6 protein-coding genes are annotated in these 14,379 nt (G+C 39.7%); 2 read left to right on the forward strand and 4 right to left on the reverse strand.

Annotated features, from left to right (window positions below):
- The first annotated feature begins 56 nt into the window (after positions 1 to 56).
- Both L0668_RS02465 and L0668_RS02470 read left to right on the forward strand, forming a co-directional pair.
- Complete coding sequence (locus L0668_RS02465) at positions 57 to 2,945, forward strand: alpha-L-rhamnosidase (protein ID WP_235310470.1); 2,889 nt, start codon at positions 57 to 59, stop codon at positions 2,943 to 2,945.
- Positions 2,942 to 4,393, forward strand: coding sequence for a sulfatase (locus L0668_RS02470; protein ID WP_235310471.1), 1,452 nt, complete (start codon positions 2,942 to 2,944; stop codon positions 4,391 to 4,393). Before L0668_RS02465 ends, L0668_RS02470 begins: the two co-directional genes overlap by 4 nt.
- 575 nt (positions 4,394 to 4,968) lie before the next feature.
- Here the strand turns inward: L0668_RS02470 and L0668_RS02475 are convergent.
- The 4 genes from L0668_RS02475 to L0668_RS02490 all read right to left on the reverse strand — a co-directional run bounded on the left by L0668_RS02475 (position 4,969) and on the right by L0668_RS02490 (position 14,093).
- A complete protein-coding gene (locus L0668_RS02475; protein ID WP_235310472.1) occupies positions 4,969 to 8,004 on the reverse strand; it encodes a TonB-dependent receptor in 3,036 nt (1,011 codons plus the stop codon).
- Between the two features lie 256 nt (positions 8,005 to 8,260).
- Positions 8,261 to 8,575, reverse strand: coding sequence for an L-rhamnose mutarotase (gene rhaM, locus L0668_RS02480; protein ID WP_235310473.1), 315 nt, complete (start codon positions 8,573 to 8,575; stop codon positions 8,261 to 8,263).
- Between the two features lie 68 nt (positions 8,576 to 8,643).
- Positions 8,644 to 10,584, reverse strand: a complete 1,941-nt coding sequence (locus tag L0668_RS02485) for an ulvan lysase-like protein (protein ID WP_235310474.1) — start codon at positions 10,582 to 10,584, stop codon at positions 8,644 to 8,646.
- Between the two features lie 389 nt (positions 10,585 to 10,973).
- Positions 10,974 to 14,093 carry a TonB-dependent receptor gene (locus L0668_RS02490; protein WP_235310475.1) on the reverse strand — a complete coding sequence of 1,040 codons (3,120 nt, stop codon included), beginning with the start codon at positions 14,091 to 14,093 and terminating at the stop codon, positions 10,974 to 10,976.
- Positions 14,094 to 14,379: the final 286 nt, after the last annotated feature.

A 14,379-nucleotide genomic window follows, 5' to 3' on the forward strand; every position in this document is an offset into this window, starting at 1 on the left:
TTTAGCTCTGCCTCACACTGCAGCTTGTATATCAGAAAAGTTGGGGTCAAATTACCATGAAGAAAATACTATTATTCACTTGTTTGCTGGGGTTATTCTCCTGTGCTGATGATAAACAAGGGGGATCGTCATCATCTATTGCACTATCACCCACGAGCCATTCACCTACTGCCTTGTTGGTAGAAGGGCTAGATAAACCGCTGAATGTACATAATACCAAGCCAAGATTGTCTTGGCAGGCACCGGTGGCCACTCAATCTCACTATCAAATTCAAGTCGCCAGTCAAAGTAGTAAACTAGATATCAATGCACCCGATCTATGGGATAGCGGTAAAATAGCGGGCAGACAATCCCTAAATATTGCCTATGGTGGTGATACCTTAGACACCAACGACACAGCCTATTGGCGTGTTAGGGTATGGCAAAAAGGCGCTTCAGAGCCTGAAAACTGGAGTGATATTGCTAGCTGGGAAATGGGTTTACTAAATAAATCTGATTGGCAAGCTAAGTGGCTACAAGCTGAAAAACAAATGGCGGCTAAGATCACTCAATCCGTAGAAAACTGGATGTTGTATGCAGCCAACATCCATGAAAATTCTAATGATAATTTGCACAAAGGTAAAAGAGAGACTCAAGAGCGTGTATTGCAACAACTAGCCGCGCAACCAACGGCTAGTTTATTTCGTCATGAATTTAGCGTAACGCCGAATAAAACAGTGGTAAAAGCTAGGTTGCATAGCACAGCTGCCGGTTATTATGAAATTTTTATAAATGGTAAAAAAGTAGATGATCGCTTAGCTGATCCAGGGCAAACCGATTATGACAAGCGGATTTTATACAATACAGACGATGTTTTGTCTTTGCTTGGTAATAGTGAAAATATTTTGGCGGTACATTTAGGCAGTGGTTGGTACGATGAAGCTATTGCCTTTAGTAAATGGAACAATCCAGATGCCGCCCCGACTAGTCAGCCCAGTCGTTCATTGTCTTATGGTCAACCTAAGTTTATCGCGCAGCTAGAGCTAACCTTTGATGATGGTTCAACCCAAGTGGTCGCGACAGACAAAAATTGGCTGAGCCATCCTTCCCCCGTGCTCAAAGAAGGGCTATTTTCTGGCGAAATGTTTGATGCTAGGCAATATCAAACTAACTGGCACACTGAAAAAAGTGCTGAATATTTAGCAAACTGGCAACCAGTTCAGGTGCTTAAAGAGTGGCCGACACTTGTGCTTGAACCTCAATTGTTACCGCCTATTCGAGCCAATGTGGAAATGAAAGTGAAAAAAATCTATCAGCCACGAGAAAAGGTTTGGGTATTAGATTTTGGTCAGAATTTCACGGGTATTCCTACTTTGCATTTAAACAAGCTTGGCTTAAAAGTGGGGCAGGCAATTAATTTACGTTATGCCGAGTGGGCTGATGTTGAAGGCAATATTAGTCAAAAAACCGGTGGTGGTGCGCCTCTATTAAAACAAGTAGATACCTATGTAGCAGCAGATGCGACTGAGGGAAATGCTGCTAACACTTGGACCCCTGTATTTACTTGGCACGGCTTTAGATATATCGAAATTACCGGTTTAGAACAGGCGCCCGATTTAGACGCCATCACAGCTCATTTGGTGCGAAGTGATGTGGCGCGAGTAGGTAAATTTAGCAGCTCTAATGCCTTGGTGAATCTTGTCCATGATATGGCATTGTGGAGTTATGAAAGTAATCTAATGGCGTTACCCATGGATTGTCCAATTCGTGAACGAGCAGGGTGGACAGGCGATGCTCATGCTGCGTTAATTACAGGTAACTACAATTACAATTTGCAGAATTTCTGGGATAAGTATTTGGGTGATTTTAGAACCTCTAGCCATGTTGCCCCTGCAGTAGTGCCAGGTAAACGTAGTCATGGTGGTAAGTTAGATTGGGCTGCGGCTGAAGTGATGATTGCTTGGGAGCATTATCGCCACTATGGTGATTTACAGTTATTAGCTTCTCAATACGACAGTATGTTGGAGTATATGACGGCTGGTGAAGCCGCTCTGGAAGATGCTCTAATACGTAATGATCGTTATAGTTATGGAGACTGGTGTGATCCTGTGCGCGAGCCGGGCATGACTCGCAAACGTTGTAACTCTGAATATACCGCGCCGGTCAAAACAACCTCAGCGTTACTGGCTCATTCAGCTAATTTAATGGCGAAAATGTCTGAGCTATTGAACAAACCTGAAAAAGCTAAACACTTTAGTCAGCTGTTTTCCTTAATCAGCCAGCAATATCACCAAGAATTTTATAATACCGAAACTGGCAGTTATGGCAGCCAAACGGCAGATGCTATGGCATTGCAGCTTGATATAGCACCACAAGTCTTGCGTCAATCAGTGGCCGATGCCTTAAATAAAGATGTGCTTCAGTCATGGAATGGTCACGGCTCAGTAGGGGCAATAGGTCAAACGTATTTATACAAATCGTTAAGTGATTATGGCTACGGTGATACTGCCTTTAATATTTTTACTGCGCAAGGTTATCCAGGTTATCAATGGCAATTCGACATGTTAAACGCCACCACTTTGTGGGAGCGAAAAGGTGTGACTATACCTGCTCTTGATCCAATGCGTAAAAAGCCCCCGGGACGTTCACTAAATCATCCATTCCACAGTGGCTACGACGGTTGGTTTTATGAAGGGCTGGGGGGAATTCGTTTATTAGAAGACTGCGTGGGTTATCAAGATTTTGCACTACGCCCGGTATTCCCTAAAGATTTGGATTCGGCTGACGTGAGTTACACCACTGGATATGGCGAAATTATTAGTAAATGGAAGCGTGAAGGCAATAAAGTTATTTGGCAGTTTAGTATTCCAAATAATTCCACTGCTTTAGTGAGCTTACCTAATCAGCCACAAACACTTTACAAGTCAGGTGAATACACTTTGGTGTATCAAGAGGCAATCAAATGAATTTAACAAGAAAAATTGGAAATAAATTTGTCGCCATTTTCACCCTTTTAAGCATAGTGAGTATGGTTGAGGCTAAACAATCGCCCAACGTGGTAGTGTTTTTGGTTGATGATTTACGCTCTGAGCTAGGCGTGTATGGCAGTAAACAGGTGAAAAGCCCGAATATTGATGCCTTAGCAAAGCAGGGCGTAAGGTTTAATCACGCTTACGCACAACAAGCTATTTGTGGGCCATCTAGAGTCAGTATTATGACTGGCTTGCGTCCTGAAACGTTAGGGATTTATTCGATTGATAGGTCAGGGCGGTTACGTTTAAATCACCCTGACGTGGTATCTATGCCGCAATTGTTTAAAGAGAACGGCTATCAAACAATCAGCATTGGTAAGGTTTATCACAGTACAGTAGACGACCAAGAGAGCTGGACCACCCATATTAAAAAGTTACCCAATTTTTATGCTATTGAAGGGAACGAAGGAGCTAAATTTGCATATGAAGCTGGAGAGGTGGAGGATGAGTTTTACAAAGATGGTCAAGTGGCCCGTGATGCTATCAGTACGTTAAAGAAGGTTAAAGATCAGAAATTTTTAATGCTTGTTGGGTTAAGTAAGCCCCATTTACCTTTTAATGCGCCTAAAAAATATTGGGATTTATACGATAGAAACAGCATAAAAGTGCCTAGTCGAGCCAAACCAGATAACATGCACGGCTTAGCGCTAACCAAGTGGAATGAGTTGCGTATGTATGGAGGAACACCAAAGGAAGGTGACGCTGATGATGAAACCACTAAAACCTTAATTCATGGTTACTATGCCAGCGTGAGTTACATGGATGCACAAGTGGGAAAAGTCATGCAGGCTCTGGATGATATGGATTTACGCAAAAATACTCTAGTTGTTTTAATGAGCGACCATGGTTATAAAATTGGCGAATATGGAGCATGGAATAAACACTCGAATATGGAAATAGACACACGAGTACCCTTAATTATCAGTCGAGAAACCTCACACAAAGGCCGTAAAACCAATGTGACGTCTGAAGCGTTAGTGGAAAATATCGATATTTTCCCAACTATTGCCCAAGTGAGTGGGTTACCTTTACCTAAAATGGATGGACAAAGTTTAGTTAAGTTATTGGATGATCCTGCTATGCCATGGGCCGAAGCAGCTTACAGCTTACACTCCAGAGGAAAAAAATACATGGGGGTAACCGTTACCGATGGGGTGTGGCGCTACACGGAATGGCGTAAAAGCGAAACTCAGGAATTACTGGGTAAAGAGTTGTACTTACACAAAAATGGCGATATTGCGGTGGCCAACTTAGCCGGAGTTACCGTGCATAAAGACACAGAACAACGTATGGCAAAATTACTATATAAGAGGTTTCCAAAAGACGCACAATCTTTTAATGCGAAGCGTGAGTTAGGCAATAACGCGCAGACTCCTCTATAAGTAATACCATTCGGCATTAATAAGTAGCCACTCAGAATGCATCCAGCGGTTTTTGGTTAAGGCGTCACTATTTAGTAATGGTTGTTCCCTTTCAATTAGTGAGAACCCACTCTTTGTAAAAAGTAACGCGCAAAACTCGCTGGGGCATTCCTTTCAGGCGAGTTTTAAAAGGGCTTACACTGCGTTGCATGACTTCGAAAGAGAACTACTATTCATTCAGTCATGCGCCTTGATTAAGCCCTTTTAAACTCTCGCTGAGTGAGCAATTATTATTACCGAATGGTATAATGCTAATATTAGTAGCAGTAGCACTAATCAATAACGCGGTTCACGTGATCTACAAATAACCCCAAGATAATGGTTTTACTGGCAGTTGATTACTAAAAGAGTTTGTAAAGTTCAAACAATATAGGCGCTGAAATTCACAACGAGATTAAATGCAATGTTGTTATGCAATTTACAATATTAAAAGAACAAAAACTCCGACTTAAAGTCGGAGTTTTCGTTTAAAGTCGTGAACTAGGAATACGGCCTAGTTCACTACATAGATTATTGCTTTTAGGCAATAATACTGATTACAGTTTAACTGTTACGCCAAGGGTTACTCTGCGATCTGTTAAGCTTTGTTCACACAATAAAGTACCTTCGTTAAAGCACCATCTTGTACGATCATCACGAGTTAAGTTAACTCCATCGATACCAACAGAGACCATCTCGTTAACATCGTAATTAACACTCATATTAAGCTGGCCACGAGCGCCAACTACTGGTGGGATATTAAATCTCATACGACCCAATGTTTCTGTAAACGCATCTCTCCACGTGTAACGCATACGAACACTAAAGTCATGTTTGTCATAAAACATTGTAATGTTATATGCATTTTCAGATAGTTTATCTAAAGTAATACGCTCGGTAACTACGTCATCAGCCAAACTAGGTGTGCTGTTATCTGTGTCAGTTCTGCCTAATATTTGGTTAATTGCACCTGAAGCATTACGGAACTCGTCTAACGCAGCCCCAGATTCTTGATAGGTGTAGTTGGCAATAATACCAAAACCAGAAGCCCAACCTAATTCGTCTTCATACTCACTTAAGTCATATTGAGCTGCAAACTCAATACCGCTTTGAGTTTCAGTGCCATTAGCATTGATTTGGCTTCGTTTTGCGACACAAATACCTTGTGTATCAGTACGACTAGAAAATACGTTGTAGTTTTCTGGTGGTACGTTAGGGTTAAATATACCGCCATCTTCACATGGTGCTGTTACATCTCGCTCGATCTGACCAGTGGCGCCGATAGGCTCAGCTGGCTCGTCTTGGATCGAAGTGATTAAGTTAGTTCTTTCTTTATGAAAAATACCCGCACTAACAAAACTTGAAGGTGAGAAGTAATACTCTAAAGATAAATCGTAAGACCATATTTCTTCAGGCTCTAGCGCAGGGTTACCAACGTTAACAGTACCAGATGCACTTGCACCAAAGGTAGCAGATGTCGATAATGAATCAAAGTTAGGTCGACGAATATCTTTACCTATACCTAGTCTTAATATCATGTCGTCTGATAATTCAGCATTAACATTGATGCGTGGAAGTACAAAATCATAATCCGAAGACTCAGAGCTTGGGGTAACTACGCCATTAACTTCACTGTTACCAAGTGATTCAAGATCAGTCGTTACGTATCTTACACCCACATTACCTGTTACAAAAACATCACCCAATTCAGCTTCATAATTACCTTGGACATACATTGCTGTAGTCACTTCCTCAATATCAAAAAATGAAGATATAGATGTAGTAGGAGTGGCAAGAAGAGAATTCACTTCACTGCCTTGTAGGGCGTTATTGGTCGCAATCGCATCATTGATGGTATTCAGTACAAGTTGCGGGTTATTGAACGATACATCGTTATCAATAATTAGATAATCGCTAACAAATAGTGTTCGGCTATCTACGTCGCCAAAGTTACTTGCTCCAGGTACAACAATTTCTGAGAACAAATCAGCTCTTGGGCGGTTCCAGTTACCAAAACTATTAGATGAAGACATATTGTCAGTCGTGTTGGTGGTTTTATTCCAACGGATACCAGCATCAACGTCAGTAAAGAATGAATTCAAATCAGATACATCATAAGTAATATCTGCACGCAAAGCCGCTTCAGTACCTTCTCGAGTTCTTAAGCCTTCGCCAATACTACGAAGCGCATAGTTACTAGGGTTAAGTAGCTGTGCCGTTGTTGGAGTCTCTGGTAAACCTTGAGCAATGCCAAATTCAAATGTGTCATTGGCAATATTAAATATTGCTGGCGTACCGTTATCATTGAAAGTACCTGGTCCAGGCTGCACACCATTTGGATTGATAAAATCAAGTGATGAGTTAAGAGATGGGTTATCAGATTCTGAATCTGAATAAGATGCTTCTAAGGTTAACTGATACTTATCTGCACTATATTCGCTACCAAATGCAAATACTCGGCTAGTGGTTTGACGGGCTGAGTTACTGTTACCAGTACGTAAATTAGGATCTATTCTATCTCTGCCTCCAACAACTTCAGAACCTACACCTAAAATACCGCTAGTCACTACTTGTACTTCGCCAAGGTCTAACATGCCGTATTTGCCGTCAACCGTACCTAGGTTAATGGTTTCAAAGGTGTGGCCAGTAGTGTTATCAATAACGGGGTTACCACCTACACCAGAAAAGAACGCACGAGAATTAGTATCCGCGCTTTCTTGATCATTGATAGTTGCATCAAAATAAAACTTTAAGTCGTCAGTTTTTTGTAATTCGATAGACGCAGTCATATTTTTTGTTTCATAATTTCTTGCGTTTAACGGCTGATCTAAAAACTGCGTTCTCAAGAAAGGAAATGATTCAGAGCTTGGGCTAGAGCCTGGTTCGTTTACTCGGTCTCGGTCAAAACGTGGATTAGCCGAAGCTACGTCTTGCTCAGCCAAACTTGCTGTTACTACTACACCCACTTTACCTAAATCGGTTTCCCAGTTGTCGCCGAAGGTTCCAGAGAACTTTGCAGTAGTAGAGTCAGCTAAATCACTGTTTTCAGCTTGTACTCTAAATTGTGTTAAACGCTCTTTTAAGCTGTTACCGCGTAAGGTACGCAAATTAATAGTACCACCTACCGAACCTTCAACGGTTTTAGCCGTTGATGCTTTGGTTACTTCCAAAGAAGAAATAAGTGCTGCTGGTAAATCTTCAAAACTGATACCTGTACGACCAGCACCTGAACTGACAGATGAAACACCGTTTATTTCTACTCGGTTAGCGCTCGTACCACGTATTTGAACACCAGTACCTACGCCATTTGTTCGATCAATTTGCACACCAGTAATATTTTCCAGTACTTCAGCCAAGTTGTTGTCTGGTAATTTACCAATATCCTCTGCCTTGATAACTTCTTTGATATTTGCTGCGGCGCGTTTTTCAGCTAAAGCGCTTGCGAGTGCCGTACGAATACCTGTGACTTCGATTACTTCGGTTGACTCAGCTTGTTCTGTTGCAGATTGTGCAATTGCTGCCCCTGACATTCCATTTAGTCCTACGGCTATAGCCATGGCTAAACTACTTTTTTTAATGAGTGTGTGTTTCATTATGAGTGGTCCTCTGTTGTTTTTTGTATGTAATGTGTTGTCTTACAAGGTCTAATTTAAACAAAAAACCAACTAATTTAAAGGTTTTTTAACATTTATTTGGCTAAGTTGTTTTAGGTTGTTGTTTTATGGTCTAAAACTTTGCTTGTTTTGATTATAAGTGATTGATTTTAAGAGGGTGACATGACGTCACCCTTCAAACTAGCCTGACGGGCTTTAACTGGATATTTTATAGGGTACTTGATTGTGTACTCAACTATTCCAAGTGAAATACTTGTTTAATATCATTAACCACAGGTGAGTTGTCATCATTGGTTTGCATAATATCAGCCATAAAAGCCCACCATTTTTTGACAATTGGCTCGAGAGGTAAATTGTCCATAGTATGGTTTTCGGTTCGTTTTAGTACCGCAAATAACTTGTTGGATTCCTCTTCATAAAAGATTGAATAATCGGATACACCAGCATCTTTTAGGGCGGTGACTAATTCTGGCCAAATTTCATCGTGTCGTTTTTTGTATTCTGCTTCATGACCGGGTAATAAGGTCATGACAAACGCTATTTTTTCCATTTTATATTTCACCTTTTATTTGTAATTAAATTGTGTTGCCTTAAAAGAATAGGCTTTGGGAGTCGTTACTATGAAATTACATTCACTGTACAAGTTAAAATTGAATTAATTTCTTCTGGGAGTTTGGCATCAACTATGATTGCTTCAACACCGGGCACCATATTAAACACTCTTTTTTGTTTGGTTTTGCGTAGGGTTATTGGTGTGTTGGCTGAAACTAACACTGAACATTTTTCTTTAATAATAACGATTTGATGCTCAGATAATTGCTTTACACCTTCGTCGCTTGTGGCCACGAGAGGCAAGGTTAGGCGAGTATCACCTTCTTCGGGTGTTTTAGCTGATAATCGTTGCACCGATATTTTTAATGCATTATCAGAGAATTCATAATTTAGCGAAAAAGGATTTTGCTTGTCGTTAATGGTTTGGCTGTAATCATTTTTTAACTGTGCTGTTACATCTATGTTTGATACGCCGTTTTTCTCATTACTCGAGACCTTAGCTTCTAAATCATATAAATTAGTAAACCATTCACCTTTGGCGTTATAGGTTTCGATACGAGGGGTTAAAGCAATATCTTCTCCATCGGGCTGAGGCTGTTGGTTATTCACTTCAACCATGTAATATTTAGGCATACTAGCCACCATTAGTGGGCCACTGAGTTTATGCCATAGAAGTCCAATTGCGCCGCCGGTTGCCTGTTGGATCTGTTGATTACCTGCTTTATAAAGTGAATCGTAGGAGGATACTGTGGCTTTAAGGCCTGCTTTTGCTACTAGCCATACATCTAATTCAGAAAAATGTTTTATTCCATAGTTTTGCTGACGGGGAATCGGTGTTTTTTTGGTTATTTTAGACAACGCTTGAGGTGTATCTAACATAGTGGCTAAGGGTTTAGCATGGGCAAAAGTATGATGAATACAAGGTAATACATCATGACTGACATAATGAGGACCACCGTGTAGTAGTCCATCGTTAGTGCAATTGGCTAATAACTCAGTATTTAAAAAAGCGGCGGTACCAAACTCTGGTTTTATATCGGCCATCAGGCCAAATGCCGGTTGGCAACCATCTGTGGTGCGGCTTCCCCAGTAAGACCATTTAGCATGTCTAGTGCCCCAGCTATTATCCCAGCAGCCATCCGGTACCATAAACTCTAAGTGAGTAGACATGGAATCTGATAAAAGTGTTAGTAACTCAGTGTCGTTTTCATGGCGAGCATACATAACTAAACCGTTCAATGTTTCTTCAACGTTGTAGCCTAAATCTATCGGTAGTAAACCTTTTTTACTTCTGGATTGACTAGGTTTTCCTTCACCAAATATAAATTTATTAGGCTTAGTGAAAAAACCTTTGATGCCTTTGGCTAAGTGGCGGCTTCTATCAATGTATTTGTCCTCACCTAACTCGCGACCAATTAGGTTTAGCGCATAAATAGCCGTTGCACCGTAATTAATATTAGTAAAGGTTAAATCGAAATTTTTGTAGATGTAATCAGCTGCCTCAGCTAGACGTGTTGTCCACGCTTTTTTGATCTCAGGAGGTAATATTTCACCGTGATAGTGGAGGGTTTCAGCTAGCGCTATGGCTCCAAAAACGGTGATGCCTGCCCAAGATTTAGGATCGGGGATAACTGTCCAACTGCCGTCGTCTTTTGAGACATTGTCAGCCCATTGCATGGATAAAACTGCAGCATCTAGGTATTTTTTATCCTTTGTTTTGTGAGCCATATGCATAAACGGATAAACCGCATCCATACAACGGCCATGGATTTTTTGGCAAGCAGGGCACCACAATGCACCATGGAGTTCTGGTTTGGTTTTGTCTACAACTTGATGCTGCAGCATACCATCGCACCAAGTTTTAAGTAGCGAATTGGCTAGCTGTAGATAATCGGAATGTTGCGACGTTACTAAGTCATTATTTCTAGCAGAAAATGCAAGTGGAAATGGATTCAACAACACCGAACCTGCAAGTGCTGAAGTAGTCAAAAATTCTCTTCTTTTCATAGCATATTCTCTTTTTATAGTTTTATTTATGAGCACATTTTGTTGTATTTAATAATATTTTGACTAAATTTTTAATTGGCATGACAACATGACCTATGCCTAAAACATACCTTGAATAATAGATAGTATCAATCGGCTATTGTAGTCAAAAAGTGTTATTACGTTAATTGGCATCTTTATCTTAAAATTATTTTTTTAGTTTAATTTATTGGGAGAATTGGGGAGTAATGCACACTAGAGTAAAAGCTGCCTGCTGTTATAAAGGGGGGGCTTACAACCCCCGGTATTCTTGATATACCGGGGGCTAATTTTAAAGCGCTAAAAATTAATCTACTTATGACTCTGTATTAAAGTTTAACCCTATTTTTAGATAATTTTTATGTCTAAAGTTAAAATGAATAATTCACACTAACTGAGACAATACGGCCAGTGTAATCAATACGAGCGAGTGCTCTTTCATCATCTCCAAAGTACTCATATACTTGCTCATCTGTTAAATTATAAGCTTTTAAATATAAATTTAATCGCTCATTCACTTTATATGAGCCTGAGAAATCTAAGCGTCCACTAGCTTTCGTTTTCTTATTTTCAATTCCAAAATATGAATTACTACTTTGAATATCGAACGAGTCACGCCAGTTATAAGCTAAACGTAAACTAATGCCGTCATTTTCCCAGTAAGTTATTAAATTGTAAGAACGAGGAGAAACTTTATATAGTTTATTGTCACCTTCAGCACCTTTTTGATCAATGTAAGTGTAGTTAAATACTCCACCTAACCCATTCCAAGGATACGGTAAGAAGTCTAGTTTTTGTTGCAACGCAAATTCAACACCGTTTAATTTAATTTCATTATCGGCATTATAATGACGAGTCACATTTACACTTCGGTTTACTACTTCACCGTCTGGCTTTGTAAACTCAGCTACTTGTAGACAATTACCTTCAAGGTCTGAATTATCACCTTGTAAAGCGCCGAACTCTTCATCAATGTAGGGATATTCACCAAAACTGGGGCATGGATTATCTCTAGCAAATAGATCAGTTATCACTTTCTTAAATAAACCGATAGAAACAGCACTACCTTCACGGTTATACCACTCGAGGGATAAATCATAGTTGTTAGCGGTATACGGATTTAATTCTGCTTTTGGTAAACTAATATTAACATTATTGTCGCCACCATTCACGGAAATGGACGGGTTTTGTGATCTCAAGTTAGGTCTAACTAAGGACTGATAGTGTGCGGTACGTAAAAGTATATCGTCAGTTAACTCCAAAGACAGATTTACTGATGGCAAGAAATTATCGTACTCTGTTTCATATTCAAATTCAGAAATCTGACCATTGTCGACTCGTGGGCCAACAAAGTCGTTTGTCGTATTTTCATAACGAGCGCCAATATTACCAGTGTATTCGATACCCCCTAACACTCCAGTAAGGTTAGCCATAAAATAAGCCGCAGTAATTGATTGGTCTACGGTGAAATTATTAGTATAAAAATTAGGGAAGCCGTTTCCATCGAGGCGCTCATAAAAACCACTTGGATAAACGTTCTCTAATGCAACAGGGTTTGTTTCTGTTACTTTAGATAAATCAGCTAAATTTCTTTGTAACTGTGATGCGGTTGCATCATTGTCAAATGTTTGCCAACCAGTTCCTTGTCCAAAGGTACCAGGAATTTTACCGTTAAAATACGCTGTTTGTTGTACAGACAGTAGGTTGTCGTGAACCAAAGCGCCTTCAATGTTACTGGTATCTAGTCCTGAAATACTGACTCGATTATCATCATTGACCAAAGACTCAACGCTATAGCGTCCACCGAATTGAATGGACGATATATTAATCAAATCTCCAAAACCAAACTCGGTGTAACGCTCAGCATTAAATTCTGCAGCGGCCATATCTCGTTTAGGGTTGTCTACTCGTCCGTTAACACGAAATTGTACACGACGACCATCATTTGATTCATCTATCGAAGTTAATGTAGGACTTGTAGTGCTTGGCGCAGACCAGTTTAAATCGTCATAATTATAGCTATCCCAATTACTTAAAGTAACTATCATATCGGCCATATTACCCTGACCTGTACTAATCTGACCGTTTATCCCAGTCGCAAGTGCTGGATATAAAGAACCTTCGCCACCTTCAGGGGTGAAGTTTACTTCAGCACTGTGGTGCTGGTTATGAATAAAGTCGATACCAATATTCATAAATTGGTTTTCAGACTCTGAGTAACTTACTTTACTATCAATTGCCCAGTCACCTTTGGCATAATCTGCATACAGAAACAAACCTTTTGAGCTTTCTAAAAACGTTGTTTTACGGTTGGTATACTGATAATTACCATCGGTGTAATGTACATTGCTAACAAAGTAGATTGGATTACCATTGTCGTCATGTTTGTAGATGAAAGGCGCCGTGTCCATGTCAGGTTCAACCTGAGAGCTGAATTGGTGATTGTCATTGTTACTATGATGTAATCCAGTACCAACAACAACATCTTCTTTAGTACCATCTCCTAAATCTCTTTCTGTATATAGAACATGAGCGCCTAGCTTTAATTCATCGCTTGGTTTCCATTCTATATTCCCGGTAAATGAAATCCGATCACCATCACTAAACTCTGTTACATTACGCGCATCAGAAACGCCTCTAATAATAGCATCATCACTAAGGCCAAATTTGGTTTTGTATTCATCAAGGGTTTTTGAAACGGGTACACCAGAGCGATTTGTTCCAACTAGGTCAGAATGGGCAGCTGTTTGCATTAAATCGCGACGAAAGGTTTGCTCGGATCCGGAGAATTTAAACGCAACAGCTAACTTATCTTTAATTAGATGTTTAGAAGCAGAAAATTTTAAGGTTTTATCAGTATTTCCTGTTAACTCTTCATAACGACCGCCAAAACTAACGCTATATTTACCATCTACTTTTGACAGAGCTTGTTGTAATTGCTGATCAACCACACCAGCCATACCACCTGCTTGGATATCTGCAGTGGGGGTCTTTACTACAGTAACACCATCAAAAACCCCTGCTTCAAAGGCTGCAAAAGGATTAGTTCCACCTGTTGGACTAAAAGTTCTACTTGGCGTCGCAAAACTTTGACCAAAAGCGGTTGTTTTCACAAAACCACCTGATAATCCACGTAAGCTAATTGTTGATTGACGGCCTTCTCCTGAGCGATCTAACTGAATTCCCGGTATTGCTTGTAATGCCTCACCAAAGTCAAGTGCAGGTAAAGCATCTATGTCGGTTGCTGAAATAGCATCCACAATCGATGATGCTTCACGTTTTGTATTTAATGCATTTTCTAACGATGCACGTACTCCAGATACTTCAATAACCTCTACATTTTCAGTTGCTTTTCTAGCCTCAAGCGCTGAATTTACTTCTTGAGCGATGACACTTGGTGTACTTACAGCAAGTAGTAAGCTCGCTGTGCTGCCAATAACAGCTCCCTTTAAGGATATAATATGATTTAAACTGCCTTTATGTTTATACATTTTTAATTCCTAATAAATGTTGAATTTAATATCAATTTTATTTTTACAATTACCTCTATAAAATTAACGAGTTATTACAGAGTAAATAAACTTGTTAATTTAATGTAACATCAAAATTATTTAAATTAAATCAATATTAGTCATAAAATCTTATTGTATTACATATTGATGTTGGGGTTGATTTTTATTTAATCAAATTTAGTCATAAAACTTAGAGTGTGAAAAATATGGGAGTAATTTTTTCGAGTGTACGCTCTTTTAAATTAACCCGTGGGATCGTTCTAGT

It is taken from the genome of Paraglaciecola algarum, from assembly GCF_021532655.1.
Taxonomy (GTDB): Bacteria; Pseudomonadota; Gammaproteobacteria; order Enterobacterales; family Alteromonadaceae; genus Paraglaciecola; species Paraglaciecola algarum.

Excerpts from the sequence above, each read along its gene's own strand:
- L0668_RS02490 (WP_235310475.1), bottom strand. The coding sequence starts at position 14,093 with ATGTATAAACATAAAGGCAGTTTAAATCATATTATATCCTTAAAGGGA.
- L0668_RS02470 (WP_235310471.1), top strand. The coding sequence starts at position 2,942 with ATGAATTTAACAAGAAAAATTGGAAATAAATTTGTCGCCATTTTCACC.
- L0668_RS02465 (WP_235310470.1), top strand. The coding sequence starts at position 57 with ATGAAGAAAATACTATTATTCACTTGTTTGCTGGGGTTATTCTCCTGT.
- rhaM (WP_235310473.1), bottom strand. The coding sequence starts at position 8,575 with ATGGAAAAAATAGCGTTTGTCATGACCTTATTACCCGGTCATGAAGCA.
- L0668_RS02485 (WP_235310474.1), bottom strand. The coding sequence starts at position 10,584 with ATGAAAAGAAGAGAATTTTTGACTACTTCAGCACTTGCAGGTTCGGTG.
- L0668_RS02475 (WP_235310472.1), bottom strand. The coding sequence starts at position 8,004 with ATGAAACACACACTCATTAAAAAAAGTAGTTTAGCCATGGCTATAGCC.